Below are 26,152 nucleotides of genomic sequence, written 5' to 3' on the forward strand. Positions count from 1 at the left end.
CCCATGAGCCCCGCCGATGGCGACCGTGAACCCCAGCGCATCCTGATCGTCGACGACGAGCCGGCGGTGCGTGAAGCCCTTCAGCGCAGCCTCGCCTTCGAGGGGTACGACACGGAGGTGGCCGTCGACGGCGCCGATGCCCTGGAGAAGGCGACGGCGTACCGCCCCGACCTGGTCGTCCTCGACATCCAGATGCCCCGCATGGACGGCCTGACCGCCGCGCGCCGCATCCGCGGGGCGGGCGACACGACCCCGATCCTGATGCTGACGGCGCGTGACACGGTCGGCGACCGGGTGACGGGCCTGGACGCGGGGGCCGACGACTACCTGGTCAAGCCGTTCGAGCTGGACGAGCTGTTCGCACGGGTGCGGGCGTTGTTGCGGCGCAGTTCGTACGCGGCGGCCGGCGCGGGTGCGGTGGAGGAGGACGAGGCCCTCACCTTCGCCGACCTGCGCATGGACCTGGCGACGCGGGAGGTGACGCGGGGCGGGCGGCCGGTGGAACTGACCCGCACGGAGTTCACCCTCCTGGAGATGTTCATGGCACACCCGCGCCAGGTCCTCACCCGCGAGCAGATCCTCAAGGCGGTCTGGGGCTTCGACTTCGAACCGTCGTCGAACTCCCTCGACGTGTACGTCATGTACCTGCGCCGCAAGACCGAGGCGGGCGGCGAGCCGCGCCTCGTGCACACGGTCCGCGGAGTCGGGTACGTCCTCCGCCAGGGCGGCGCCGAGTGAGAAGGGTTCTACGCCGGTTCCGTTCGCTGCCGATCCGGTCGCGGCTGGCCTTGCTGGTGGCGGCGGCGGTTGCGTTCGGGGTGGCTGCGGTTTCGGTTACCTGTTGGTTCATTGTGCAGGGGAAGTTGTATGAGCAGGTCGACAAGGACCTGACGGAAATGGTGGAGGTGCCGCAGCCGCGGCTCAACGACCAGATCAACAACACCCTCGCCGTCTGCGCCGAGGACGCGCACGGCCTCGGGAACAACTACTTCCAAGTGGTCAAAGAGGACGAGACCGTCTGCGTCAACACGTTCGCCTCCGGCAAGGTGAAGGTCTCCGACACCGACCGGAAGGTGATCGAGGAAGGCGGCGACGACGGCATCTTCCACAACGGCACCGACGAGGACGGCAACGCCGTACGCGTGCTGACGCTGCCCCTGACCACCAACCAGGGCCCTGCAGTCCTGGTCCTCGCGACCCCGCTCAAGGGCACCGAGTCCACACTCAACGAACTCGCCCTGATCCTCCTCCTCGTCTCCGGTGTGGGAGTGATCGGCGCCGGAGCCGCCGGTCTGGCGGTCGCCCGCGCGGGCCTGCGCCCCGTCGACAAGCTCACCGAGGCCGTCGAGCACGTGGCCCGCACCGAGGACTTGAGCGTCCGTATCCCCGTGGAGGAGGACGCCGAGGACGAGGTGGCCCGTCTGTCCCGCTCGTTCAACTCGATGACGTCTTCCCTGGCCAGCTCCCGCGAGCTGCAGCAGCAGCTCATCGCAGACGCGGGCCACGAACTCCGCACCCCCCTGACCTCCCTCCGCACCAACATCGAACTCCTCACCCGCAGCGAGGAAACCGGCCGCCCCATCCCGGAGGCGGACCGCAAGGCACTGCTCGCCTCAGTGAAGGCGCAGATGACCGAACTGGCCGCACTGATCGGCGACTTGCAGGAACTGTCCCGATCGGAGGGCCAGCGCGGCGAGCGCGTCCAGGTGGTGTCGATGGAGGACACGGTCGAATCCGCCCTGCGCCGGGCACGGCTCCGTGGCCCGGAGCTGACGATCACCGCCGACCTCCAGCCCTGGTACGTCCGCGCGGAGCCGACGGCGCTGGAGCGCGCGGTGGTCAACATCCTGGACAACGCGGTGAAGTTCAGCCCGGACGGCGGCACGATCGAGGTCGTCCTGACCGATGGCGTACTGACGGTCCGCGACCACGGCCCCGGCATCCCCGCCGACGAACTCCCCCACGTCTTCGACCGCTTCTGGCGCTCACCGTCGGCCCGCGCCCTCCCCGGCTCCGGCCTCGGCCTCTCCATCGTGGCCCGCACGATCCAGCAGGCGGGCGGCGAGGTATCACTGGCCCGAGCCGAGGGCGGCGGCACGGTGGCAACCGTACGGCTGCCGGGGGCACCGGTGCCGCCGCCGGAGAGCCCGGACCCTGGGAGCGTCAGGAAGCCGTAGGCGTCCAGTCGCCCAGCCAGTCCGCGACCTCCTGGTCCGCGGCCTGGGTGTCGGTGAGTTGCGGGCGGTCGCTGCTCGCGCTGCCCGCGCCCGGGCCCGTGTTCTTGTACTCCGCGAAGCGGTCGTTCTTCCAGGAGAAGCCGCCCATGTCGGACCAGGGGGTGGTCTTGATGGCGGCGCTCAGGGTGGAGTTGCGGACCGTCGTCTGGGGGCGGAGGGTGGCGTCGCCGCCGGCGTGCCAGTTGCGGCCCAGGAAGAAGCTGGCGTTGGAGACGTCGCCGTTGACCGTGGAGCGGTTGATCAGGAGGCCCTTGCGGGCGGCCGGGGTGCTGGGGGCGGTGATGTAGCCGGCCGAGGTGCCGTTCCAGCGCTTCTTCAGGGTGATGACCGACTGGTCGATCACCGCCGTCGCGCGGCCGAAGATGAAGTCGACGTTGCCGGTGACGTAGGAGTTCCGCACATAGACGCGGCCCAGGCGGTCCGCGGCCGCGGTGTCGAGGAGCAGGGTGTCCTGGTCGCCGTTGATGATGAGTGAGTCGAGGAAGACCTTGTCGGCGGCGGTGCGCAGGGCGACGGCCTGGTGGCCGGAGAGCGACTGGTTCGCGGCCTCGTCGAAGTCGTTGGTGATCGTCAGGTTGCGGGCCTGGAAGTCGTCCGCCTCCGCCGCGACCGTGGCGCTGCCCGACGTGCCGTACGTGCCCGAGCCGTCCGGCTTCGGCGTCCCCGACGCGTTGTTGTAGACGATCACCGTGTCCTTACGGCTGCCGCCCGTGCCCTGGATCGTGACGTGCGGCTTGTTGGCGGGGACCTTGACCGTCTCGCGGTACGTGCCCGGCTTGACGGCGATGACGATCCGGGAGGGGTTGTTCGCGGGTACGGCGTTCACGGCGGCCTGGACGGTGGAGTACTGACCGCTGCCGTCCTTGGCGACGGTGAGGGTGGTCGCGGCGGCGGCGGTCGTGGTGGCCGTCGTACCGATCGAACTGCGCGGGCCCGTACCGGACTTCAGGAGTGACGGCACGTCCGCCGTCTTGTCCAGCGTGTACGCGTAGTACGTCTTCGGGTCGAAGGCGGTGCCACCGCTTTCGTTACGGCCGCTGGTGCCGACGAAGGTGTTCCCCTTCTGGACGATCGCCGCCGTGCTGTCCTTGATGACGGGGTTGGTGAAGCCCTGGAAGTAGGAGTTCTCCAGGACCATCTTCGTCTTGCCGCGCGAGTAGTTGCCGTAGGAGGAGGTGATGGTGGTGCCCGCCGTGTCCTCCAGGAAGTTGTTGTAGAGGTGCGCGTGGGCGGCGTTGTCCGTGGAGGGGTTGCGCTGTTCCGTCTCGCGGAGCCAGTTGTGGTGGATCGTGATGTCGGTGACGACGTTCTCGGTCCAGCCGATGCCGAACGTCTTGTTGTTGTTGCTCAGCTTGTTCCAGGAGACGGTGATGTTCGTGCTGTCCTTGCGGACGTCGATGAGCCCGTCGGCCATGTGCCGCAGGTCGTTGTGGTCGATCCAGACGTGGTGCGCTCCGTCCATCTGAATGGCGTCGAAGTCGTGGTCCTTGTCGTTCCAGATGCCCTGGTACGAGTCCCGGATCGTCAGGTTCCGGATGATCACGTTGTGCACGCCGGTACCGAGGAAGAAGCCGCCGCCGACGATCTGGCCGGAGGTGCCGGACCCGACGATGGTCTTGTCCGACTGGACCTTGATCTCTTTCCCGACCGGGTTCATGTTGATCGTCGCCGCTACGACGATGACGTACGGCTCGGACGCGGTCGCGTACTTCTCCAGATCCGCGAGCGTCTTCACGGTGACCGTCTTGCCGTCGCGGCCGCCGTAAGTGCCGTTCTGGCCGAGCGAGTTGACGGAGGCGAAGCCGTCCGCGGTGGCGGTCGCCCAGGCGGGTGCCGTGGCGGCCGACGCCTGCTCCGCTCCGGCGCCGATCCCGTACACCGACCCGTACGCCAGCGTGCCGGCGGCGGTCAGCGCCAGGGGGACGCCGATGGCGAGGGCGGTGTTGCGCTTGCGGTGGCGGGGGCGGGCAGTGCCTCTGTCGCGGTGTGCGCTCATGGGGGGGGTTCCATTTCGTGCGGGGGTGGCTGACCACAGGGTGGTTGCCGCACGGAACGGAAAGGTTGCCGGGGCCTATGGCGACGGGCTGCTCAATCTCGGTGCCCTATGTCTCTCATCGAATCGCTGCTGCTCGCACTCGTACGAGCCCTCTTCCCCGCCCGAGGACGCAACCGCGCATCAGCGGCCCGACTCCCGCTCGCCGCCGAGCCGTTACGCCAAGAGCGTGCCGTGCTCCCCGTCGGTGCTGAGGTAGCAGGGCTTGCCTTCGGGACTGGTCCCCGTGAGGGGCGGACGAGGGGGGTGTCGTACTCGATGGGGCAGGGGTTGGGGTTCGCCCTCAGCAGGGCGGTGGAATCACTGACGGACGTCCTTCGGGTGGCGGTCAGCCGAGGGGGACGTATTCCTGGGGACCAACGGTGACCGCCGCGGCTGACGGATCGTTCCGCCCTCGCTCGAACGGGTGAACCGTGGGCATTGCCCCTGGTCAGCCCATCGCCCTACCTACCGTGATCGCGTTGCTTGTGCCCCGAGCACACCCAGCCCACACTTGAGGAGGAGGTGCCACCTTGACCGCTCTCGCACATGAGAGGCCCGAGACGATGTCCGAGGCTCAGGCTGAATCCCTGAATGAAACCGACCTGGACGAGTTCTTGTGGCAGGTCTGGAAGACCATGGACCCCCCCGAGGGCTACCGCGCCGAGATCATCGAGGGAGCCCTCGAGGTGTCGCCCACCGGTCGCCTGTCCCACGCCCAGATCGTCAACCGTCTGCGCGATGCGCTTGTGCACTTCCTGGCCGAGGGGGAATACGCGGCGTACCAAGACACGAACGTCATCTTCCGGCGCAAGGGGTGGATCCCTGATGCCTTCATCGCGCCGAAGGATCTGGAACCGTACGCCGACCCAGAGGGGCTCGGTGTCGATGCGGCAGCCGTCCGACTCGTCTTCGAGGTCGTCTCCCCCGGCAAGCGCAACCAGGACCGCGACCGAGACCGCAAGCGCCGCGAATACGCCCGCGCCGGCATCCCCGTATACGTCCTCATCGACGACTACGACGGCCAAGGCGCCGTCACTCTCCTCACCACCCCCCGCCCCGACAAGGCCGACTGGGAAGACATCCACCGCGTCCCCTACGGCACCGACGTCACCATCCCCGAAGGCCCCGCCAAGGGCTTCGTGATCGGCGAGGCCATCACCGGCCCCAAGCGGAGTTGAGGACCAGCACCGCGGATCTATTACGGGAACTCCAGGTCCGCCCCAGCCAGCCGCACCCTGATCCCGTCCTCCTCCACCCGTACATCCGTCAGCCGCAGCTCCCCGCCGCGAGGCGGCTCCGGCAGCCGGAAGCCCAGGGACAGTCGCTCCGCCAGCACTGGGCGCGTCAGGTCCGGCAGTGCCTTGAGGAGCCCCGGGTCCAGGCCCAGGCGCTCCAGCACCCCCGGATGATCCAGCGCCAGGTCTAGGAGGTTCACGCCCATCGCCTGGTGGACGAAGCGCGGCGTTCCCGTCAGCTTCGACAGCTCCGCGTCCGAGCGCAGCGCCTCCCGCACCGCCGACTCCGGCACCCCCAGCCTGCGTACCACCGAGGGCACCGACAGCAGCGCCTTCGCCTTCCGGGTCTCCCGAGTGAGCAGCGCGGCCGACGAACGCGTCAGGTGCAGGCCCTGCGTGGCACCCGTCCCGGGGCGGTACGTCGCCAACTCGCCGATGTCCAGCCGTATGCCGCCGATCTCGGTCGACAGGCCTCCGGCGCCGTCCCGGCCGATGCGCGCCTCGGCCCGCAGCCGCAGATCGTGCCCGGCGATCGGCAGCGTGCCGCGCGCCAGCACCCGGTCCCGGCCCTGCGCGGTGAACTTCATCTGGGACGCACCGAGTTCACGGTTCAGGTCGGAGAACGACAGCACGACCTCGCCGTCCATCGCGGGGAGCGTGAAGCCCCGTATTGAGGTCGGGCCGTCCGTGTCCAGTCGTACGTCTCGCGCGGTCGCGGAAACTCGCGCCAGCGAGACCCTGTCCGCGGCCACGTCCGGGACCGTGATCCGTACCGACTCCAGGCGTTCGTCGGCCAGTTGGGTCAGGAAGGGGAAGCCGCCGATCTCCACCTCGGGAGCGGCGTTCAGGTTCATGCGGTCCTTGAGTGCGTCCGCGGCCCGGTGTTCGGCGTAGAGCAGGGCCCAGCGGTCGCCGAGAACGAGGAAGGCGGTGACGGCCAGCAGGCCGATCACCGCCTTCGCCGCGAGCGGCAGACCCGCGAGGCGGCCGCGGCGGCGTCGACGACGTCCGCCGCGGCGATGGTTGGGCGGGGCCCAGTCGTCCTCGTCGTCCGGCTCGAAGGACCGGACGCCGAGTTTTTCCAGTTCCGTCAACTCCTCATAGGGGTCGATTTCGGGATGCGTCACTATGTGGTGGGGGGTACGCATCGATCCATACGACCATGCGCACCGTCCCTTCCCGCAACCGTTACCGCTCGTTTGCGATTCAGCTCACGATCGTGATCCGGTTCGCGACCGGCGGCGAAAGAGGGCTCGCCGCCGAGGAGTTGGCCGTCAGGTACTGCTCCAGCGCCGCCAGGTCGTCCGAGCCGACCAGGTCGTTCGTGCCCTGGCCCAGTGTGGTGATGCCGTCGCCGCCGCCCGCGAGGAAGCTGTTCGTCGCGACGCGGTAGGTGGCCGCCGGGTCGATCGCGGCACCGTTCAACTTGATCGAGTCCACGACGATCCGGTCCGCGCCGGTCTTCGTCATGTCCAGCGTGTACGTCAGACCCGCCGACGGCTGAAGGATCTTCGGCGCCGCCGCGTTCGAGCCGCTGACCTGCTCCTTGAGCACCTGGATCAGCTGCGCGCCGGTGAAGTCCTGGAGGTTCACCGTGTTGGAGAACGGCTGGACCGTGAAGCCCTCGGCGTAGGTCACCACGCCGTCGCCCTCACTGCCCTTGGCCGCGTACGTAAGGCCGGCCCGCACACCGCCCGGGTTCATCAGCGCCAGGTCCGTCTCGGGGTCCAGCTGCTTGCCGTGGGCGAGCTGCGCGTCCGCGATGAGGTCGCCCATCGGGGACTCGGTGCCGGTGCTCGGGATGTCGGCGGAGATGTGGCCGATCGCGCGGTTGCCGATGGGCGCCGCGAGGGTGTTCCACTTGGTGATCAGCTCGGTCATGTCGGTCGCCTTGGCGACGTCCCGGGTGACCACGTGGTTCGCCGTCTTCACGGCCGTACGGGCGATGTCACCCGTCCACCGGTCGTACGTCAGCGTCGTGTCCGTGTAGAGCCGGCCGAAGGACGCGGCCGAGGTGACCGTGCGCGGGTTGCCCGCCGGGTCGTTGATGGTGCAGGCGTAGGCCGCGTGGGTGTGGCCCGTGACCAGCGCGTCGACCTGCGGGGTGATGTTCTTGGCGATGTCGACGATCGGGCCGGATATGCCGTCACCGGCGCCCGGCGAGTCGCAGTCGTAGTTGTACGCCGTCGAGGCCGGGGCCCCGCCCTCGTGGATCAGCGCGACGATCGACTTCACGCCCTGTGCCTGGAGCACGCGGGCGTACTTGTTGATCGTCTCGACCTCGTCCTTGAACTTCAGGCCCTTGACGCCCTCGGCGGAGACGACACCCGGGGTGTCCTCCAGGGTCACGCCGATGAAGCCGATCTTGACGTCCTTCTTCTTCCACACCCAGTACGGCTTGAGGATGGGCTTGCCGGTCTTCTCGTTCTGGACGTTGGCCGCCAGGTACGGGAAGTCGGCGCCGGCGAAGCCCTCTTCGCTGTAGCAGCCGTCCGTCGGGTGGCAGCCGCCGTTCTGGAGGCGGGCCAGCTCGACCGCGCCCTCGTCGAACTCGTGGTTGCCGACGCTCGTGACGTCCAGGTCGAGCTTGTTCAGCGCCTCGATGGTGGGCTCGTCGTGGAAGAGGCCCGAGATCAGCGGGGAGGCGCCGACCATGTCGCCGCCGGCCGCGGTGACGGAGTACTTGTTGCCCTCGCGGGCCTGGCGCAGGTGCGTGGCGAGGTACTCGACACCGCCCGCGTTGATGGCCTCGGTGGTGCCGTCCTCGTGGAGATGGGTGACCCGGCCGGAGGAGCCGGACGGCGGCTCGAGGTTGCCGTGCAGGTCGTTGAAGGACAGCAGCTGGACGTCCTGGTAGCGGCTCCAGCTGTGGCCGCCCTTCCGGTCGCCCTCCTCCGCGGTCGCCGTCGCCGGCAGCGCGGCGGCCAGGGCGCCGGCGGTGGCGAGGCCCGCCGCGGCGGTGAGGATCAGATGCGTCCGGCGTCTGCGGCGGTGCTGCGGCTGCGTGGACATGGCTGGCATACGCCCCCCTGTGAGTCGTGTGAAAGCAGAGTCCTGTGAGGACTGGCCCAGGCGCGCAGCCTAGAGTCAACGCGCGTAGCGCGGAAGGTGGTTCCGGGTTACATCCTGGTTTCCCTTTTGCCGTGGGTTTGCTGTGCCATCGGCTTACCCTCGTACGCATGACCAGCGACGACACCGCACGGCCCGGTGGGGGCCGCTCCATCGAGACCTATTCCGCACTCGCCCCCGAACAGACCGAGGCGGTGCTCGACCTGCTCGCCGAGGCCGCCCACAGCGACGGCCAACAGGCGGTGTCCGAGCAGGGACGGCTGCAACTGCGCGGCGGCGAGCGCGAGGGCGTGCGGCATCTGCTGCTCAGCGTCGACGACGAACTCGTCGGGTACGCCCAGCTGGAGGACACCGATCCGGTGGAGGCACCGGCCGCCGAACTGGTCGTCCACCCCGCGCACCGCGGGCACGGCCACGGACGGGCGCTCGGCTCGGCCCTGCTCGCCGCCTCCGGCAAGCGGCTGCGGGTGTGGGCGCACGGCGGCCACTCGGCGGCCCGGCATCTGGCGCAGGTGCTCGGGCTCACCCTCTTCCGTGAACTACGGCAGATGCGGCGGCCGTTGGCCGGCCTGGACCTGTCCGAGCCGGGGCTGCCGCAGGACGTGACGGTACGGACCTTCGTGCCCGGTCAGGACGACGCGGCTTGGCTCGCCGCGAACGCCGCCGCCTTCGCCCACCACCCCGAGCAGGGCTCCCTCACCCAGCGCGACCTCGACGACCGGATGGCCGAGCCGTGGTTCGACCCCGCCGGGTTCTTCCTTGCCGAGCGGGCGGGCGAGCTGATCGGCTTCCACTGGACCAAGGTGCACGCCGAGGAGGGAATCGGCGAGGTGTACGTCCTCGGCGTGCGTCCCGGTGCGCAGGGCGGCGGCCTCGGCAAGGCGCTCACCGCGGTTGGCCTTCGGCATTTGGCGGAACAGGGGTTGCCGACGGCGATGCTGTATGTCGATGCCGACAACAAGGCGGCGGTGTCGGTGTATGAGCGGATGGGGTTCGAGACGTATGAGACGGATTTGATGTATCGGACGGAGACGTAGGCGCTTGTCGGTCGGCTGCGGCGCCGTCGTGGCTGGTCGCGCCCGCGCGGCGGAGCCGCAAATCGGCACAGCCCCGCGCCCCTAGGGGCGTACTGGTTCCCGAGCCCAGACGGCGAACCCGGCCAAAGCCGCCGTCAGCGCCACCCCCCACCGCTCATGGGCGTCGGCCCACCGCGGGTCGTCCACCGTGACGAACAGCTCCCACCGATCGGGCCAGAGCAGCGGAGCCAGTACGGCCACCGTGAGCAGCCCGGCGCCGACCCCGACACCGGGCTCCGGCTCGTCGGACCGTCGGATCCACGCCGCCGCCCCCGCCAGCGCCAGCGCACACGCGGCCGCCGCCTCCAGGGTGACCGCGCCAACTGGGGGCCGCAGCCCGTCCGGCACCAGCAGGACCGCCGCCGCCCACCACAGCGCCGCGAACGGGGCGACCAGCGCCAGGCGCAGGGCCTGGCGGACGGGCCGTCGGGTGGGCACGGTGGCCGTGGTGTGGCGGGCCGGGTCGTCCAGGAGGAAGGCCAGGCCCAGGGCGAAGGCGAGGGCTGCGGCGCGCAGGGCGTTGAGGGCGAGGCCGGGGCTGAAGCCGTCTTCGAGCCACCGCGCGGTTCCGGCGATCAGCAGTCCTACGGCCGCCCCGGCGCCGAGCGCCCGCCAGGGCAGCGTGCGCCAGACCGGGCGGAGCAACTCCGTCACTCCTGGCATCCGTCCTTCTCCGTGATCCCCTTGACCCCGAGCAGCTCGGCGGCCTGCGCGGTGGTCACCCCGGGAGCCGTCAGCTCGGGCCAGTGCGCCTTCACCTGCGCCGTCACCTCACCGCGAGGGCGGGTCAGCAGCGTACGTACGACATCGGTCTGCGCCGCCGACATCGACAGCGGATCCGTCGGCTGCAGCACGATCGCCGAGCCGGAGACGCTGTCGTCGAGGCGGACCTTGCGCAGCGCGTCCATGGGTTGGTCCTGCCAACCCAGGGCGAGCCACATCACCGTGACCATCCGCCCGTCGCAGAGCTCACTGCCCGCCTGTTCACTCCCCGCCACCAGCACGGCGGCGACGGCCGAGGAGAACTCGGGGACGCGGTTGCCGCCCCACCGGGTGCCCACGGTGACCTCGTGCGCGGTGCTCAGGGGCTGGAGTGCGCCGTCCCCGGAGAGTCCGTAGCGGGCCTCGACCCGCTGGCGGACGAGGAGCCGCTGCTCATGGGCGGTACCGCCGGCCAGCTCCGCCACCTCGTCCACGACCTGCGCCCAGGTCCCGACGCGGGGCGTCCACTCCGGGTAGGCGCAGTACGTCGACCGCCCGCGCTGCACACACGTCTGTTCCGGATCGACCGTGGCCTTTTCGCGGGCCGCCGTCAGCGAGGCCGGTTCGCCGCCGGACTGGGCGACCGCGCCGACCAGCACCAGGGCCATGGCCCCGCCGAGGGCGGCGTAGACAGTCTTCAAGCGGCGACCGCCACCCGCCAGCACCGCGAGGACACCGACCGCGAGTCCCAGCCCGAGCAGATACAGCGCGTGCCAGGCGGCCGGGCGGCCCAGCAGGTCGGAGGGGAGCGTCTCGGAGCTGCTCTCGCCGACCACAGGGTGCAGCCAGCGCGTCCCCGACTCGGCACCGCCGGGGGCCACTCCGAGGACCAGGAAGAAGAGGAAGAACACGACCAGCAGCGGGCCCACGAAGGCCGACTTCAGCACTCGGGCCAGCAGCACCCCGAGCGTCCCGAACAGCAGCACCGTCAGCGGTCCGACGAGCAGCTCGCCCGGCGAACCGTGCCCGACGGCCCCCGGCTTGAGCGCCTCCCAGCCGAACTGCACGCCCACGCACACCGCGGTCAGCAGCACCGCCGGGACGACGGACAGGACGTGGGCGACCGTACGGCGCCAAGTCGTGACGACCAGCACGTCGAAGTGCCGATCGGTGTCCCGGCGCCGGGAGCGCAGCACGGCCAGGTTCACGCTCAGCAGCACCGCGAGCCCGACGAGCAGGGGCGAGCTCTGGGTGTCGCGGTCGGCGTCCTGGAGTGCGGGGAAACCGTCGTAGGAGTCGAGGGTCTGCCACACGATCCAGGCGATGTACACGGCGAAGGCGACCAGCACCGGGGGCGACAGGAGGAGTCGGCGCGCCTCGAAACGGGCGAGCGTGAACACGGACGCCCAGGAGTCGCGGGGTTCGGTGCGTACGGCGACGGGCGCCGGTTGGACGAGCGTGCTCATGCCGTCACCGCCAGGTCCTGGCCGTCGAGGGTGAGCAGATAGCCGTCCTCGAGGGTGGGTTCGAGGAGGTCTGCGCCGGGCGGTGGGTCGCCTACATTGCGGAAGGTGCCGGCGCCGGTGCGCCAGCCCGCCTTCGCGTCCGGGGCCCGTTCGGTGCTGCTCCAGACCCGGCCGGCCGCCCGCGCGGTCAGTTCGGCGGGGGTGCCGTCGAAGTGGATACGGCCACCGGCCATCACCAGCACCCGGTGGCAGAGCATCGCCACGTCCTCGGTCTGGTGTGTGGACAGCAGCACCGTCCGGCCCTCGCCCGCGTGGGCGATCAACTCCCGGAACCGCATGCGCTGTTCGGGGTCGAGCCCGACGGTCGGCTCGTCCAGGACCAGAAAGCCGGGGTCCCCGACGAGCGCGGCGGCGAGCGCGACCCGCTGCCGCATACCGCCGGACAGCTTCTTGATCCGCTTGCCGCGTACGTCGCCGAGGTCGACCTCGTCCAGAACGCGGCGCACCTCGCGGTGGCGGGCGGCGCGGTTGTTGATCTCCTTGAGGATCGCCACGTAATCGACGAACTCGAAAGCGGTGAAGTCCGGGTGGAAGCCCGGCGTCTGCGGCAGATAGCCGAGGCGCCGCCTGACCTCCTGTCGGCCGCGTGTGGAGCCGGGGTCGTGCCCGAGCACCGTGAAGGCCCCGCGCTGGGCGGGCACGGCGGTGGCGAGCACCCGCAACAGGGTGGTCTTTCCGGCGCCGTTGGGCCCGAGCAGCCCGGTCACACCCGGGGTCAGCTCCAGCGACACCTCGTCGAGGGCGCGGGTGCCGCCGTAGTGGAGGCTGAGCCCGGAGGCGGAGACGGTGGAGGTCATACGGCGCTCCTGGGGAAGACGTCGAATCGGTCACGTACGAGGTAGAGAAGGCCGACGGCAAGGGCGGCGACCGCTGCGGCGGTGCCCTGTCCGGCGGCGGTGAACGGGATGAGCGGTCCGTCGCCGCTCGCGTCGGCCGCGGCGATCAGCGCCACCCACGCGCCGCCGACCAGGGACGGCGCGAGGACCGGCCCGAAGCGGGGGGTCAGCGCGAGTCCGGTGGCGGTGAGGGCGAGCGCGGGCAGCAGCCAGGCGAGGGCGCGCAGGCCGTAGTCGGGAAGGGCGAGGGTCGCCAGGCCGTTGAGGCCGAGTCCGGCGGCGAGCACGGCGAGCGTCCGGATCATCAGCAGCTTGAAGCCGTGCACCGGGGCGACGACCGCCATCTCGTACGTCGGGTCCAGCGCGGGGCCGTACGACAGCGCGACCCCCGCGAGCGGCAGCAGCGGTGCCAGGGCGAGGAACAGCGTCGGCGAACCGGCCGAGTGCACCACCCCGACCGTCGTCAGCAGCAGGAACACCACCGCCGCCAGCCAGGAGCGGCGCAGCACGGGTGTCGCGGCGAGCAGTCGCGCGGTGTGGTCGGCGACCCCGAGCCGCACCAGCAGCCCCTCGAACAGTCCGGGGCGGGGCGCGTCGAGTTCGGCGTCGAGCCGCTCCCAGCCGAGGTCGACGGGATCGCTGACCTCGGCCAGCACCGACCGGCACGGCGCGCAGGCAGCCAGGTGGGTGTCGGCGGACCACAGCAGCGGGGCCGCCAACTCGCCCCGCGCATAGGCCCGTAGATCATCTTCTGCCACATGCCAGGTCGTCATGCCAGCGCCTCCCGCAGTTGCTTACGGGCCCGCATCGCCCGCGTCTTGACGGTCCCCGGCGGAATCCCCAGCAGCACGGCCGCCTCACGGGTGGTCAGCCCGTCGACGACCGTGGCCTGGAGCACCGCGCGGAGCTCCGGTGAGAGCCGGACCAGAGCGCCCGCCAGATCCCCGTGCTCAACCCCCGCGAGCACGCGGTCCTCCGCGGACACCTCGTCCCGGTGCCGCAGCCGCGCCAGCGCCTGCCGCAACCGGCCCCGCGCCCCGTCCCCGCGCAGCGCGTCGACGAGCCTGCGCGACCCGATCCGCCACAGCCACCCGGCGACATCCCCGTCCTCCCGGTACTTGGCGGTCCCCCGCCACACCGCGAGAAACGTCTCCTGTACGACGTCGTCGACGATCCCGGGGTCGGCGCACCGGCCCCGCAGACGTGCGGTCAGCCAGGGCGCGAACCGCCGGTACAGCTCCTCGAAGGCGCGCCGGTCCCCGTCCGCCGCGACGGCGCGCAGCAGCTCCCCGTCGCTTCTCGTTTCGCTCACGTCTCCTCATCGGACGAGCCCGGCTGTTCGGTTCACGACATCACGGCTTGACTTTCGGACTCCACTTCCACCACCCTTTCACTACTCAATTAGTGAAAGGGTGGTGGAAGTCAGTGGTCGAGTACCGCATCGACCGGCGCAGCGGCGTCGCCACCTACCTGCAGATCGTCCAGCAGACCAAACAGGCCCTGCGCCTGGGCCTGTTGGCACCGGGCGACAAGCTCCCCACCGCGCGGGAGGTCGTGGAGGCGACGGCCATCAATCCGAACACCGTTCTGAAGGCCTACCGCGAGCTGGAGCGCGAGGGCCTGGTCGACGCCCGCCGCGGCCTCGGCACGTTCGTACGGAAGTCCCTGGGCGCCTCGCCCGCCGACTCCCCCCTGCGCACGGAACTGACGGACTGGGCGGTGCGGGCCCGCGAGGCGGGCCTGGAGCACGACGACGTAGCGGCACTTTTCACGGCCGTACTGGACGAGCACTTCAAGGGGGACGAGGCGTGAACGAGATCGCCATAGAAGCGGCGGCGCTGGGCCGCAGATTCGGCCGACGCCGCAAGCGGGCGCTGGACGGCTGTGAGTTCCGGCTTCCGGCGGGACGGATCTGTGCCGTGGTCGGCCCGAACGGCGCCGGCAAGTCCACCCTCCTCGCCCTCGCCGCCGGCCTTCTCCGGCCCAGCGAGGGCACCGTCACCGTGCTCGGCACCACCCCGGCCGCCGCCCGCGAACGCCTCGCCTACGTCGCCCAGGACAAGCCCCTGCACCCCCAGCTCACCGTCGCCGCCACCCTCCGGCTCGGCCGTGAGCTGAACCCCCGCCGCTGGGACAACGCCGTCGCCGAACGGATCGTCGCCGAGGGCGAGCTCGACCCGGGCGCGAAGATCCGCACCCTCTCCGGCGGCCAGCGCACCCGGGTCGCCCTCGCCCTGGCCCTCGGCAAGCGCCCCGAACTGCTGCTCCTGGACGAGCCGATGGCCGACCTCGACCCGCTCGCCCGGCACCAGCTCACCGGCACCCTGATGGCGGACGCGGCCGAACACGGCACCACTGTTGTCATGTCCTCGCACGTTGTGGCGGAGCTGGAGGGCTCCTGCGACCACCTCCTGCTGCTCGGCGCGGGCCGGGTCCGCCTCGCCGGACCGCTGGAGGACATACTCGCCGCGCACGCCCTCGTCACCGGCCGCGCCGAGGACACCCTCGCCCCGCACACCGTCGTCGAGTCCCGCACGACCGGCCGCCAGCTCACCGCGCTGATCCGCCCCGAGGGCCCGGTCGCTACCGGCTGGCAGTCCAGCGAGCCGACCCTGGAAGAGCTCGTCCTCGCCCACCTGCGCTCCCCCGAGGCCCCGGCGCTCACCCTGGACGAGGCCCAGGAGGCGTCCGTATGACCGCCGCGACGGTGCCCGCGACCGCCGCCGCGCCGCGCTCCCGCGGTCCGCGCGGGCTGCTCTGGGCGATGCTGCGGGTGCACCAGTCGGCGCTGCTGTTCTGGCTGATGCTGGTGGCCGTGGTGGCGGGCGGGCTGCTGTGGGCCTATGGCCCTGGCGCGGACGCCGCCTGGGACGAGTACCGGGACATGGGCTGCGGCGCCGGGCAACCGGGCCTGGGCTGCGACTTCACGGGCCCCGCCTTCGGCCGCTACGACGACATCCTCGCCGTCTGCGGGTCGCTGATGAACTTCGTGCCGCTGTTCGCCGCCTCCTGGGCGGGCGGCGCGCTCATCGGGCGCGACATGGAGAACGGCACCGCCCAGCTGGCCTGGGTGCAGTCCGTCTCCCCGGCGCGCTGGCTGGCCGCCAAACTCGCCGTCCCGGCCGCGCTGCTCACCGCAGGCATGCTCACGCTCACCCTGCTGCACCGCCTGACGTGGTCCTCGGACGGGGAACTGCACCGGACCATGGGCTGGCGCTCCTGGCACGACGACTCGATCTTCCTGGCCAACGGCACCGCCGCTACCGCCTACGCCCTGCTGGGCCTGGCCGTCGGCGCCCTCACCGGCCTGCTCCTACGGCGCGCCCTGCCCGCCCTGACCGTCGCCACCGTTGCCACAGCGGCCCTCACCAACCGCCTGGGCGAGCTGCGCCCGCACCTGTGGCCGACCGAGACCGCGCTCGCCAAGGACGACTACCCCGAGACCGTCGGCATGATCGTCGAAGGCGGCGCCCTCACCTCCACCGGCGCCCGGGTCCCGCTCCCGGACTGCATGGGCGAGCCCCGCTGCCTCAGCGACCGCGACATCACCGGCTTCTACGCCGACTACCACCCGACCTCGCACTTCTGGCCCCTCCAGCTGATGGAGACCGGCATCGTCCTGGCCCTCGCGGCCGTGGCGGTCGTAGCCGCGTTCTGGCTGCTGAGGCGCCGTACCGGAGCCGCCGTATGACCGCCGTCACCGACCCGACCGTCCGAGGCACGGGCCTCTTTCGGGCCGTGCTGCGGCTGCACCGCACGGCGCTTGTCCTGTGGGGCCTCGCCCTGCTCGCCGGCACCGGCTTCCTTCTCTATCTCGCCGCCCTCTCCGACGAGGCCGAGCGCGGGAACAGCGCCTGTGCGATCCCGGCGACCGACGAGCTGCCGTCGTGCGCGGCGGTCGACGCGATCACCGCCGACGAGACGTACTCGACCGGCCTCGCCTTCGTCACCGCCGTCCTGGTCTGGCTGATCTTCCCGGTGGCCGCCTGGGCGGGCGGCGCGCTCATCGGCCGCGAACTGGAGAACGGCACCGCGCGGCTGGCCTGGACCCAGTCGATCACCCCGGCCCGCTGGCTGACCGCCAAGCTCGCCGTACCGGCCGTGCTGCTCACCGTCGGTACGACCGCGCTGGTCCTGCTGGGCGAGTGGGCGCGGGGCAAGGACAACCCGAACCTGGTCGGGGACTGGTACTACCCGGACGTCTACGTCGGCACCGGCCCGACCGCCGTCGCCTACGCCCTGACCGGCCTCGCCCTCGGCGCACTCGCCGGGATGCTGCTGGGACGGGCGCTGCCCGCCGCCGGGGCCGCCCTCGTGGCCTCGCTGGTCCTCTTCAACCTGCTGGAGAGGCACCGCGGGAGCCTGTGGCCGACGATCACCCGCGACACAACGGACTGGGAAGTACCCCGCTCGGTCTTCCAGGTGACCGCCTCCCAGACCAGGTTGAATTTCCACCCCCGGTCCCACTTCTGGCCACTCCAGTACGTGGAGAGCGGCATCCTCCTCACCGTCGCAGCCGCCGCCGTGGCGACCGCCTTCTGCCTGCTGCGCCGCCGCACCCCCTGAACTCCGGAGCCGTACGTCTCTCCTACGGGGGGAGGGACGTGCGGTCCCGGCATACAGGGCCTGTCCGGCGGATCATGTCGACGTCGCGGGCCCTGGCACGCGCTTCTGCCGCGTTGTCGTCGGTTGCCGACGCTCCGCGTCGCCGCCCTCCTCCGCCTTGCAGCTGCACGCACCAGAGCCCGCTCGGCTCAAACCGGTCAGTACCGTGTCCTGCAACCGACCTGATCCGCCGGACAGGCCCTCGACGCCCGGGAGCCGCCGCTCGGTGTCCCGCACGCCATGTCTCCGTAACCATTGGTTCAGACGGACTTGCGACGCTCGGCGAATGAAGCCCGCCGTGCCAGAGCCTTCGCCGCCTCCCGAGGGGAGTTCGGGGAACGGGGACGCCCGACGTCTCGCCGCCAAGCTCCCGCCCGCGTCTTCCGACGCGCCCGTATCCCTGGATGCGCGGAAGAATGGGTCCATGAGTCAGCAGAACGCCCAGGCACAGGTCCAGCACGCGCAGCCGTCCGTCGGTTCCATCGCCGCCCACCGGTCGCGCACCGTGGCCGGTTCGATGTCCGACCTCGAACCCGACATCGATGCCGACCTCGACGCCTACGAGGAGGCGCCGAGCGACGGCGCACCCCTGCCCCAGGGCCGCTTCCTCGACCGGGAGCGCAGCTGGCTGGCGTTCAACGAGCGGGTGCTCGAACTCGCCGAGGACCCCAACACTCCACTGCTGGAGCGGGCGAACTTCCTGGCGATCTTCGCCAGCAACCTGGACGAGTTCTTCATGGTCCGGGTGGCCGGTCTGAAGCGCCGTATCGCCACCGGCGTCGCCACCCGGTCGGCCTCGGGTCTCCAGCCGACCCAGGTGCTGGAGATGATCTGGGCCCGCTCGCGCGAGCTGATGGCCCGGCATGCCGCGTGCTTCCACGAGGACGTCGCCCCCGCGCTCGCGGAGGAGGGCATCCACCTGGTCCGCTGGAGCGAGCTGACGGAGAAGGAGCAGGCCCGCCTGTTCACCCTCTTCCGGCACCAGATCTTCCCCGTGCTGACCCCGCTGGCGGTCGACCCGGCGCACCCCTTCCCCTATATCTCCGGCCTGTCCCTGAACCTGGCCGTCGTGGTGCGCAACCCGGTCAGCGGCCACCGCCACTTCGCCCGCGTCAAGGTGCCGCCGCTGCTGTCCCGCTTCCTGGAGAGCTCCCCCGGCCGGTACGTCCCCATCGAGGACGTCATCGCCGCGCACCTGGAAGACCTGTTCCCGGGCATGGAGGTGCTGGAGCACCACGCCTTCCGCATCACGCGCAACGAAGACCTCGAGGTCGAGGAGGACGACGCCGAGAACCTCCTGCAGGCCCTGGAGAAGGAGCTCATGCGGCGCCGCTTCGGGCCGCCGGTGCGCCTGGAGGTCGAGGAGTCCATCGACCGCGAGGTCCTGGACCTGCTGGTCCGCGAGCTGAAGATCACCGAGGCCGAGGTCTACCCGCTGGGGGGACCGCTGGACCTCACCGGCCTGTTCCGGATCGCCTCCCTGGACCGGCTGGAGCTGAAGTACCCCAAGTTCGTCGCCGGCACCCACCGCGATCTCGCCGAGGTCGAGTCGGCGTCCGCGCCGGACATCTTCGCGGCGCTGCGCAACCGTGACGTCCTGCTGCACCACCCGTACGACTCCTTCTCCACCTCCGTGCAGGCGTTCCTGGAGCAGGCGGCCGAGGACCCGGACGTCCTCGCCATCAAGCAGACCCTGTACCGGACCTCGGGCGACTCCCCCATAGTCAACGCGCTCATCGACGCGGCCGAGGCCGGCAAGCAGGTGCTTGTCCTGGTCGAGATCAAGGCCCGCTTCGACGAGCACGCCAACATCAAGTGGGCCAAGCGTCTGGAGGAGGCCGGCTGCCATGTGGTCTACGGCCTCGTCGGCCTGAAGACCCACTGCAAGCTGTCCCTGGTGGTCCGCCAGGAAGGCGACACGCTACGGCGCTACAGCCACGTCGGCACCGGCAACTACCACCCGAAGACGGCCCGGCTGTACGAGGACCTCGGCCTGCTGACGCAGGACCCCCAGGTGGGCGCGGACCTCTCCGACCTGTTCAACCGGCTGTCCGGCTACTCGCGCCGGGAGACCTACCGCCGGCTCCTCGTCGCCCCCAAGTCCCTGCGCGACGGCCTGATCTCGCGGATCAACAAGGAGATCCAGCACCACCGTGCCGGACGCCCCGCGTTCATCCGCGTCAAGGTCAACTCGATGGTCGACGAAGCGATCATCGACGCTCTGTACCGCGCGTCCCAGGCGGGCGTGCCGGTCGACATCTGGGTGCGCGGCATCTGCGCGGTGCGCCCGGGTGTGACGGGCCTCTCGGAGAACATCCGGGTCCGCTCGATCCTCGGCCGCTTCCTCGAACACTCCCGGGTCTTCGCCTTCGGCAACGGCGGCGAGCCCGAGGTGTGGATCGGCAGCGCCGACATGATGCACCGCAACCTCGACCGCCGCATCGAGGCACTGGTCAGGGTCACCGACCCGGCCCACCGGGCGGCCCTCAACCGGCTGCTGGAGACCGGCATGTCCGACACCACCGCCTCCTGGCATCTCGGTCCGGACGGCGAGTGGACCCGGCACGCGACCGACGCGGAAGGCCAGCCCCTGCGGAACGTCCAGGAGATGCTCATAGACGCCCGGAGGCGCCGGCGTGGCACAGCAACACCTTGACCCGACGAACCCCACGGCCGTGCCGGTGACCGGGGAGGCTCTCGAGACCTACCTGCGTACCCAGGCCATGGAGTTCCTCCGCGCACTGCGGCTGCACCGGGAGACCGGCGGCGGTGACGGAGGATCTCCGGGGCGGGCGAAGTCACGGGCCGGGGAGAACGGCACACAGGAGGCGGTCGACGCGGCCCGGTCCCTACGCCGCTCGGCCCGCCGCATCAGCGCCAGCCTCCACACCTTCCGGCCCCTCCTGGACCCCGACTGGTCGGAACGCATCCGCCCGGAACTGGCCTGGCTGTCCGGCACGCTGGCAATGGAACACGCGTACGCGGCCCGCTTGGAACGCCTGCTGCTGGCACTGCACCGGTTGTCGGGGGCGACGGTGTTCCCGACCCAGGCCGCGGACTCGGCCGACGCAGCGGGCACCCGCGCCGACGCCGCCGCCGCAGGCAGCCGTACCGACGTAGCTGCGGGCAGTCGTGCCGCTGGGGCGGCACCCGTCCCACTGAAAGCGGCCCCCGGCAACGACGGCCACCCCTCCCACCCCACGGCCACGACGGAACGCGGCAACTTCGAAGCCGACGCCGCCGCAGGCACCCGTACCGACCTGGCTGCGGGCAGTCGTTCAGAGCGCGGCAACCTGACAGTCGGCGCCGCCAAAGCCGGCGCCCTACTGGACCGCCAGCTCACCCTCGCCCGGACAAGGGCCCACAGCACCGCCCTCCAAGCCCTCGGCTCCTCCCGCTTCCACGCAGTCGCCGACAACATCGCCGTACTGGCAAGCGAGGTCCCCCTCACCCAGACCGCCGCCACCACCGACCTCCGCCCCCTCGCCGCAGCCGCCGAGGAGCGCCTCACGGACGCGGTGAGCGCCCTCCCTCTGGTCACCGCAGGCCACCCGTACAACGCCGAGGCCCTCATCCACGGCCTCTCCCCGGACCCGGCCCCACACCCCCAGGACGCCCCCTGGCACCAGGTCCGCCTCCTGCTCCGCCTGCACCGCTACTCCCGTGAGTGCCTCCTCGGCGAGGACGCCCCCCTCGACGTACGACTGCTCACCGCGGGCCAGGCCCTCGACCGGCACCGGGACGCCTCCGAGGCGGCGGCAGCGGCAGCAGCCGCGGCGCGCACCCCGCGCATCGCCCCGGCCACGGCGTACGCCCTCGGCGTGCTCCACGCCGACCAGCGCCACGAGGTCGAGGCGGCCCGCTTCGCCTTCCAGCAGTCCTGGCAGACCTGGCAGAAGCAGAAGCTCAGCACCCCCTGAGCCCGACCGAGCACACGAAGGAGGCCGGCGTACCTGTGGCACCGAACGACACCACCGTCCAGGCCGCCGGCTGCGTGCTGTGGCGGCGCTCCCCGGTCGACGGCAGGCTGGAGGTCTGCCTGGTCCACCGGCCGAAGTACGACGACTGGTCCCACCCCAAGGGCAAGCTGAAGCGCGGCGAGGAACCACTCGCCGCGGCCCTGCGCGAGGTCGAGGAGGAGACCGGCTACCGGGCCGTCGCCGGCACCGAGCTCTCCACGCTGAACTACATGGTCGGCGGCCGCCCCAAGCAGGTCCGCTACTGGGCGGCCGAGGCCGGCCCCGGCACCTTCGTGCCGACCACCGAGGTGGACCGCCTCCTGTGGCTGACCCCCACAGAGGCCCGGCAACGCCTCACACAGCCCCGTGACCGGGCGCTGGTCGACGAGCTGATCCGGGCCTTCGAACACACGTAGCGGAATGGTTGAACGGGCGGCGGCTCGGCCGATCGGGGGGCGGCGGTCACACTCCGTGCCGCCCCGGGATGAGGGAAGCAGCTCGACTGCCTAGAGTGGTCAGCCGCAGGCCCGGGACGGGATCAACCCGTGTCCCCAACGTAAGCGTTCCGTGACCTCACCGCACCGTCCCCAGGGGTTCACCCCTCGTTCACTTACGGCCATCGGCGCCTTCACCTGTTCTGCCTAATTTCGGGCTTACGCGGTGCGACGCGCAGTTCGAAAGACACGCGTCCGCATCACCCAGTCTTCGCACGCCGCCGGAATTCAGGACGGCGGCTCCTGGAAGGAACTCCCTCAAGTGAAGCTTCAGCGCATGAACCGGCGGGCCCTCGCTCTCGGTGCTCTTGCCGTCTCCGGCGCCCTGGCCCTCACGGCGTGCGGCTCCGACGACACCGGCACCAGTGGCAACGGCGACGCCACCACCAGTGCTCAGGCGGGCAACATCAAGTGTGACGACGCCAGTGGTCAGCTCCTCGCCGACGGCTCGTCCGCGCAGAAGAACGCGATCGACGCGTGGGTGAAGCAGTTCACCGCCGCGTGCAAGGGCGTCCAGATCAACTACAAGGGTGGCGGCTCCGGCGCCGGTGTCACCGCGTTCACGCAGGGCACGGTCGCCTTCGCCGGCTCCGACTCGGCGCTGAAGCCCGAAGAGGTCACCGCCTCCAAGGAGGTCTGCTCCGGCGGCCAGGGCATCGACCTCCCGATGGTCGGCGGCCCGATCGCCCTCGCGTTCAACGTCGAGGGTGTCGACAACCTCGTCCTGGACGCGCCGACCCTGGCGAAGATCTTCAGCGACAAGATCAAGAACTGGAACGACCCGGCGATCGCGAAGCTGAACCCCGACGCCGACCTGCCCGACCTCAAGATCCAGGCGTTCCACCGCTCGGACGAGTCCGGCACCACCGACAACTTCACCAAGTACCTGCTCGCCACCACCCCGGACAACTGGAAGTACGAGGGCGGCAAGGCCTGGACGGCCCCCGGCGGCCAGTCCGCGTCCGGCTCCTCCGGTGTCGCCCAGCAGGTGAAGCAGACCAACGGCGCGATCAGCTACATGGAGCTGTCCTACGCCAAGGACGCCTCCGTCGTCGCCATCGAGACCGGCGCCAGCGAGCCGGTCAAGGCCTCCGTCGACACCGCCACCGCCGCCATCGCGGACGCCAAGGTCGTCGGCACCGGCAAGGACCTGGCCCTGGAGCTCAACTACGCCACCAAGGCCGACGGCGCCTACCCGATCACCCTGGTGACGTACGAGATCGTCTGCGACAAGGGCAACAAGGCGGAGACGCTGCCCACCGTCAAGGCGTTCCTGACCTACATGGCCAGCGAGGACGGCCAGAAGATCCTCGCCGAGAACGACTACGCCCCCATGCCCGACGACATCATCACCAAGGTCCGCGAGACCGTCGCGGGCCTGAGCTGACCTGAGTGTGCGGTCCGGTCCCCCCGCGGGACCGGGCCGCACCGTCCGGTGCACCGCCGCCAGGAGCCCCGCGTAGAGCAGGGCGCCGCAGACCGGAGAACCCGATGGACATAACTACCAAGACACCTCCCCCCACACCACAGCCGTCCGTGGCCGAGCGCAAGCGCGCCGCCCGCGGCGCCACCCGTCCCGGAGACCGCGTCTTCCTCGGTCTCGCCCGTGGCTCGGGCATCTTCCTGCTGGTGATCATGGCCGCCATCGCGGTCTTCCTCACCTGGCGGGCCGCCGTCGCCATCAGCAAGGACGAGGGCAACTTCCTCACGACCTTCGAGTGGAACACCGCCGGCACCGAGCCGGTCTTCGGCATCGCGGTCCTGGCCTACGGCACGGTGATCTCCTCGATCATCGCCATGGCCATCGCGGTCCCGGTCGCCGTCGCCATCGCGCTGTTCCTCACCCACTACGCCCCGCGCAGGCTGAGCGGCCCGATCGCCTACGTGATCGACCTGCTCGCCGCCGTGCCGTCCATCGTGTACGGCCTGTGGGGCGCCCTGATCCTCGTACCGAACATGGACGGCCTGTTCGGCTGGCTGAACGACTACTTCAGCTGGACCGGCATCTTCGACTGGGAGGGCGGCGCCCCCCGTTCGATGCTCACGGTCGGCATCCTGCTCGCGATCATGATCCTGCCGATCATCACCAACGTGAGCCGCGAGGTCTTCCGCCAGGTTCCGCAGATCCACGAAGAGGCAGCCCTGGCCCTCGGCGCCACGCGCTGGGAGGTCATCCGCATGGCGGTGCTGCCCTTCGGCCGATCCGGCGTGATCTCCGCCTCGATGCTCGGCCTCGGCCGCGCCCTCGGCGAGACGATGGCCGTCGCCACCGTGCTCTCCCCGGACTTCCTGATCCACGGCAGCCTGCTCAACCCGGGCGGCGGCACCTTCGCCCAGAACATCGCCAGCAAGTTCGGTGAGGCGGACGAGTTCGGCCGGGACGCGCTGATCGCCTCCGGTCTCGTCCTGTTCGTCATCACCCTGCTGGTCAACGGCGCGGCCCGCATGATCATCGCCCGCCGCAAGGAGTACTCGGGGGCCAACGCATGAGCACCACGACCGTCGTTCAGCACCCGAGCTCGCTCCAGGGCGCCCGTCTGCCGAAGTGGTCCCCCTGGGCCATCGCGGGCGGCTCCGTCGCCGTCTCCGTCGGCCTCTGCCTGGCCACCGGCGTCGAAAGCAAGATCCAGTGGGGCCTGATCTCCGCGCTGCTCTTCGTCTTCGGCTCCTATGTCATCGCCTCCCTCGTGGAGGGCAAGCGCCAGGCCAAGGACCGCATCGCGACCTCGCTGGTCTGGGTCGCCTTCCTGGTGGCCCTGGTGCCGCTGGTCTCCCTGGTGTGGACGACCATCGTCCGCGGTATCAAGGTCCTCGACGTCTACTTCCTGACCCACTCCATGGGCGTGGTCAGCGACACCGAGCCCGGCGGCGGCATCTACGCCGCCATCATCGGCACCCTGGAGCAGGTCGGCATCGCCACCCTGATCGCCGCACCGGTCGGCGTGCTCACCGCGATCTACCTGGTCGAGTACGGCCGTGGCCACCTGGCCCGCGCCGTCACCTTCTTCGTCGACGTGATGACCGGCATCCCGTCGATCGTCGCCGGTCTGTTCATCCTCAGCCTCCTGCTGATCTTCGACATGAGCTTCTCCGGCTTCGCGGGCGCCCTCGCGCTGGCGATCCTGATGATGCCGGTCGTGGTCCGCTCCACGGAGGAGATGCTCAAGCTCGTCCCGAACGAGCTGCGTGAGGCATCCTTGGCGCTGGGCGTGCCCAAGTGGCGCACCATCCTGAAGGTGGTCCTGCCGACCGCGATCGGCGGTATCACCACCGGTGTGATGCTGGCCGTCGCGCGTATCGCGGGTGAGACCGCACCCGTCCTGCTGCTGGTGTTCGGCAACCCGTTCATCAACAACAACCCCTTCGAAGGGGCGCAGGCGTCGCTGCCGCTGTACATCTACCAGCAGTACGCGAACAGCGCGGGCTCGGAAGCGGCGTACGACCGCGCCTGGGCAGCGGCTCTCACCCTGATCGCCTTCGTGATGATCCTGAACCTGGGTGCCCGCGGCATCGCCCGCTGGAAGGCCCCCAAGACCGGTCGCTGACGCGCGGCCATACAGCGACCGATCGCAAGACTTTCCTGAAAGAAGCAGTGATACCCATGGCCAAGCGAATCGACGTAAGCGGCCTCAGCGCCTACTACGGCTCCTTCCGCGCCATCGAAGACATCTCGATGACCGTCGAGCCCCGCTCCGTGACCGCCTTCATCGGCCCCTCCGGCTGCGGCAAGTCGACCTTCCTGCGCACCCTCAACCGCATGCACGAGGTCACCCCCGGCGGCCGCGTCGAGGGCAAGGTCATGCTCGACGACGAGAACCTGTACGGCGCCGGGGTCGACCCGGTCTCCGTGCGGCGCGAGGTCGGCATGGTCTTCCAGCGCCCGAACCCGTTCCCGACGATGTCGGTGTACGACAACGTCGCGGCCGGCCTCAGGCTGAACGGCTCGTACAAGAAGTCCCAGCTCGACGACATCGTCGAGAAGTCCCTCAAGGGCGCCAACCTCTGGAACGAGGTCAAGGACCGCCTGAACAAGCCCGGCTCTGGCCTCTCCGGTGGTCAGCAGCAGCGTCTGTGCATCGCCCGCGCCATCGCGGTCGAGCCGAAGGTCCTGCTGATGGACGAGCCCTGCTCCGCCCTCGACCCGATCTCCACCCTCGCCATCGAGGACCTGATCGGCGAGCTCAAGGAGCGCTTCACGATCGTCATCGTGACGCACAACATGCAGCAGGCGGCCCGTGTCTCGGACCGCACCGCCTTCTTCAACCTGGCGGCCGTCGGCCAGCCCGGCAAGCTGATCGAGATCGACGACACGGAGCGCATCTTCTCCAACCCGTCGGTCCAGGCCACCGAGGACTACATCTCGGGCCGCTTCGGCTGA

At 70.5% G+C, this 26,152-nt stretch carries 23 protein-coding genes; 15 read left to right on the plus strand and 8 right to left on the minus strand.

What is annotated here, in order from left to right; genetic code table 11:
- The first annotated feature begins 3 nt into the window (after nt 1-3).
- Both OHT76_RS20375 and OHT76_RS20380 read left to right on the plus strand, forming a co-directional pair.
- Nucleotides 4-738, plus strand: a complete 735-nt coding sequence (locus OHT76_RS20375) for a response regulator transcription factor (RefSeq protein ID WP_328872289.1) — start codon at nt 4-6, stop codon at nt 736-738.
- Nucleotides 735-2,177 (plus strand): HAMP domain-containing sensor histidine kinase, encoded by a 1,443-nt coding sequence (locus tag OHT76_RS20380; RefSeq protein ID WP_328872290.1) that lies wholly within the window; start codon nt 735-737, stop codon nt 2,175-2,177. Before OHT76_RS20375 ends, OHT76_RS20380 begins: the two co-directional genes overlap by 4 nt.
- Here the strand turns inward: OHT76_RS20380 and OHT76_RS20385 are convergent.
- A complete protein-coding gene (locus OHT76_RS20385) occupies nt 2,164-4,233 on the minus strand; it encodes a pectinesterase family protein (RefSeq protein ID WP_328872291.1) in 2,070 nt (689 codons plus the stop codon). The two genes, OHT76_RS20380 and OHT76_RS20385, sit on opposite strands and share 14 nt — an antisense overlap.
- A 569-nt stretch (nt 4,234-4,802) precedes the next feature.
- Here OHT76_RS20385 and OHT76_RS20390 point away from each other — a divergent pair.
- The gene (locus tag OHT76_RS20390) at nt 4,803-5,450 is read left to right on the plus strand and encodes a Uma2 family endonuclease (RefSeq protein ID WP_328872292.1); all 648 of its coding nucleotides are present in this window, start codon (nt 4,803-4,805) and stop codon (nt 5,448-5,450) included.
- Between the two features lie 20 nt (nt 5,451-5,470).
- Here the strand turns inward: OHT76_RS20390 and OHT76_RS20395 are convergent, their stop codons facing one another.
- Both OHT76_RS20395 and OHT76_RS20400 read right to left on the minus strand, forming a co-directional pair.
- On the minus strand, nt 5,471-6,655 hold the full coding sequence (locus tag OHT76_RS20395) for an LmeA family phospholipid-binding protein (protein WP_328872293.1): 1,185 nt from the start codon (nt 6,653-6,655) through the stop codon (nt 5,471-5,473).
- 58 nt (nt 6,656-6,713) lie between these two features.
- The gene (locus OHT76_RS20400; RefSeq protein WP_328872294.1) at nt 6,714-8,528 is read right to left on the minus strand and encodes a bifunctional metallophosphatase/5'-nucleotidase; all 1,815 of its coding nucleotides are present in this window, start codon (nt 8,526-8,528) and stop codon (nt 6,714-6,716) included.
- A 158-nt stretch (nt 8,529-8,686) separates the two neighbouring features.
- Between OHT76_RS20400 and mshD the strand changes: the two genes are divergently transcribed.
- A complete protein-coding gene (gene mshD, locus OHT76_RS20405) occupies nt 8,687-9,613 on the plus strand; it encodes a mycothiol synthase (protein WP_328872295.1) in 927 nt (308 codons plus the stop codon).
- 81 nt (nt 9,614-9,694) lie between these two features.
- Here mshD and OHT76_RS20410 read toward each other — a convergent pair whose 3' ends face one another.
- The 5 genes from OHT76_RS20410 to OHT76_RS20430 are packed head-to-tail and all read right to left on the minus strand — an operon-like array spanning nt 9,695 to nt 14,028.
- On the minus strand, nt 9,695-10,315 hold the full coding sequence (locus OHT76_RS20410) for an ABC transporter (RefSeq protein ID WP_328872296.1): 621 nt from the start codon (nt 10,313-10,315) through the stop codon (nt 9,695-9,697).
- A complete protein-coding gene (locus OHT76_RS20415) occupies nt 10,303-11,820 on the minus strand; it encodes an ABC transporter permease (protein WP_328872297.1) in 1,518 nt (505 codons plus the stop codon). The genes OHT76_RS20410 and OHT76_RS20415 overlap by 13 nt, the downstream gene beginning before the upstream one ends.
- On the minus strand, nt 11,817-12,677 hold the full coding sequence (locus tag OHT76_RS20420; protein WP_328872298.1) for an ABC transporter ATP-binding protein: 861 nt from the start codon (nt 12,675-12,677) through the stop codon (nt 11,817-11,819). The genes OHT76_RS20415 and OHT76_RS20420 overlap by 4 nt, the downstream gene beginning before the upstream one ends.
- Nucleotides 12,674-13,489: a zf-HC2 domain-containing protein gene (locus tag OHT76_RS20425; protein ID WP_328872299.1), complete on the minus strand. Its 816-nt coding sequence runs from the start codon at nt 13,487-13,489 to the stop codon at nt 12,674-12,676. The genes OHT76_RS20420 and OHT76_RS20425 overlap by 4 nt, the downstream gene beginning before the upstream one ends.
- Entirely contained in the window at nt 13,486-14,028 is a 543-nt protein-coding gene (locus tag OHT76_RS20430; RefSeq protein WP_328872300.1) for an RNA polymerase sigma factor, read from the minus strand. The genes OHT76_RS20425 and OHT76_RS20430 overlap by 4 nt, the downstream gene beginning before the upstream one ends.
- Before the next feature lie 113 nt (nt 14,029-14,141).
- On the opposite strand from OHT76_RS20430, the gene OHT76_RS20435 reads away from it, so the two are divergent.
- From OHT76_RS20435 to pstB, 11 genes are all read left to right on the plus strand, one after another.
- Complete coding sequence (locus OHT76_RS20435) at nt 14,142-14,528, plus strand: GntR family transcriptional regulator (RefSeq protein WP_328872301.1); 387 nt, start codon at nt 14,142-14,144, stop codon at nt 14,526-14,528.
- The gene (locus OHT76_RS20440; RefSeq protein WP_328872302.1) at nt 14,525-15,412 is read left to right on the plus strand and encodes an ABC transporter ATP-binding protein; all 888 of its coding nucleotides are present in this window, start codon (nt 14,525-14,527) and stop codon (nt 15,410-15,412) included. The genes OHT76_RS20435 and OHT76_RS20440 overlap by 4 nt, the downstream gene beginning before the upstream one ends.
- Complete coding sequence (locus OHT76_RS20445) at nt 15,409-16,407, plus strand: ABC transporter permease (RefSeq protein ID WP_328872303.1); 999 nt, start codon at nt 15,409-15,411, stop codon at nt 16,405-16,407. Before OHT76_RS20440 ends, OHT76_RS20445 begins: the two co-directional genes overlap by 4 nt.
- Nucleotides 16,404-17,282, plus strand: coding sequence for a hypothetical protein (locus tag OHT76_RS20450; RefSeq protein ID WP_328872304.1), 879 nt, complete (start codon nt 16,404-16,406; stop codon nt 17,280-17,282). Before OHT76_RS20445 ends, OHT76_RS20450 begins: the two co-directional genes overlap by 4 nt.
- A 325-nt stretch (nt 17,283-17,607) precedes the next feature.
- A complete protein-coding gene (locus tag OHT76_RS20455) occupies nt 17,608-19,977 on the plus strand; it encodes an RNA degradosome polyphosphate kinase (RefSeq protein WP_443049816.1) in 2,370 nt (789 codons plus the stop codon).
- The gene (locus OHT76_RS20460; protein WP_328872306.1) at nt 19,958-21,241 is read left to right on the plus strand and encodes a CHAD domain-containing protein; all 1,284 of its coding nucleotides are present in this window, start codon (nt 19,958-19,960) and stop codon (nt 21,239-21,241) included. Before OHT76_RS20455 ends, OHT76_RS20460 begins: the two co-directional genes overlap by 20 nt.
- Nucleotides 21,242-21,276: 35 nt before the next feature.
- Nucleotides 21,277-21,696 (plus strand): NUDIX hydrolase, encoded by a 420-nt coding sequence (locus OHT76_RS20465; protein ID WP_328872307.1) that lies wholly within the window; start codon nt 21,277-21,279, stop codon nt 21,694-21,696.
- 340 nt (nt 21,697-22,036) lie between these two features.
- Nucleotides 22,037-23,161, plus strand: coding sequence for a phosphate ABC transporter substrate-binding protein PstS (gene pstS, locus OHT76_RS20470; protein ID WP_328872308.1), 1,125 nt, complete (start codon nt 22,037-22,039; stop codon nt 23,159-23,161).
- Nucleotides 23,162-23,265: 104 nt separating this feature from the next.
- Nucleotides 23,266-24,264: a phosphate ABC transporter permease subunit PstC gene (gene pstC, locus OHT76_RS20475; protein ID WP_328872309.1), complete on the plus strand. Its 999-nt coding sequence runs from the start codon at nt 23,266-23,268 to the stop codon at nt 24,262-24,264.
- Nucleotides 24,261-25,319: a phosphate ABC transporter permease PstA gene (gene pstA / locus OHT76_RS20480; RefSeq protein ID WP_328872310.1), complete on the plus strand. Its 1,059-nt coding sequence runs from the start codon at nt 24,261-24,263 to the stop codon at nt 25,317-25,319. The genes pstC and pstA overlap by 4 nt, the downstream gene beginning before the upstream one ends.
- 56 nt (nt 25,320-25,375) lie before the next feature.
- On the plus strand, nt 25,376-26,152 hold the full coding sequence (gene pstB / locus OHT76_RS20485) for a phosphate ABC transporter ATP-binding protein PstB (protein ID WP_328872311.1): 777 nt from the start codon (nt 25,376-25,378) through the stop codon (nt 26,150-26,152).

Source organism: Streptomyces sp. NBC_00287, assembly GCF_036173105.1.
Lineage (GTDB): Bacteria > Actinomycetota > Actinomycetes > Streptomycetales > Streptomycetaceae > Streptomyces.

Excerpts from the sequence above, each read along its gene's own strand:
- OHT76_RS20375 (WP_328872289.1), top strand. The coding sequence starts at position 4 with ATGAGCCCCGCCGATGGCGACCGTGAACCCCAGCGCATCCTGATCGTC.
- OHT76_RS20385 (WP_328872291.1), bottom strand. The coding sequence starts at position 4,233 with ATGAGCGCACACCGCGACAGAGGCACTGCCCGCCCCCGCCACCGCAAG.
- OHT76_RS20395 (WP_328872293.1), bottom strand. The coding sequence starts at position 6,655 with ATGCGTACCCCCCACCACATAGTGACGCATCCCGAAATCGACCCCTAT.
- OHT76_RS20400 (WP_328872294.1), bottom strand. The coding sequence starts at position 8,528 with ATGCCAGCCATGTCCACGCAGCCGCAGCACCGCCGCAGACGCCGGACG.
- mshD (WP_328872295.1), top strand. The coding sequence starts at position 8,687 with ATGACCAGCGACGACACCGCACGGCCCGGTGGGGGCCGCTCCATCGAG.
- OHT76_RS20410 (WP_328872296.1), bottom strand. The coding sequence starts at position 10,315 with ATGCCAGGAGTGACGGAGTTGCTCCGCCCGGTCTGGCGCACGCTGCCC.
- OHT76_RS20415 (WP_328872297.1), bottom strand. The coding sequence starts at position 11,820 with ATGAGCACGCTCGTCCAACCGGCGCCCGTCGCCGTACGCACCGAACCC.
- OHT76_RS20420 (WP_328872298.1), bottom strand. The coding sequence starts at position 12,677 with ATGACCTCCACCGTCTCCGCCTCCGGGCTCAGCCTCCACTACGGCGGC.
- OHT76_RS20425 (WP_328872299.1), bottom strand. The coding sequence starts at position 13,489 with ATGACGACCTGGCATGTGGCAGAAGATGATCTACGGGCCTATGCGCGG.
- OHT76_RS20445 (WP_328872303.1), top strand. The coding sequence starts at position 15,409 with ATGACCGCCGCGACGGTGCCCGCGACCGCCGCCGCGCCGCGCTCCCGC.
- OHT76_RS20450 (WP_328872304.1), top strand. The coding sequence starts at position 16,404 with ATGACCGCCGTCACCGACCCGACCGTCCGAGGCACGGGCCTCTTTCGG.
- OHT76_RS20455 (WP_443049816.1), top strand. The coding sequence starts at position 17,608 with ATGAAGCCCGCCGTGCCAGAGCCTTCGCCGCCTCCCGAGGGGAGTTCG.
- pstC (WP_328872309.1), top strand. The coding sequence starts at position 23,266 with ATGGACATAACTACCAAGACACCTCCCCCCACACCACAGCCGTCCGTG.
- pstA (WP_328872310.1), top strand. The coding sequence starts at position 24,261 with ATGAGCACCACGACCGTCGTTCAGCACCCGAGCTCGCTCCAGGGCGCC.
- pstB (WP_328872311.1), top strand. The coding sequence starts at position 25,376 with ATGGCCAAGCGAATCGACGTAAGCGGCCTCAGCGCCTACTACGGCTCC.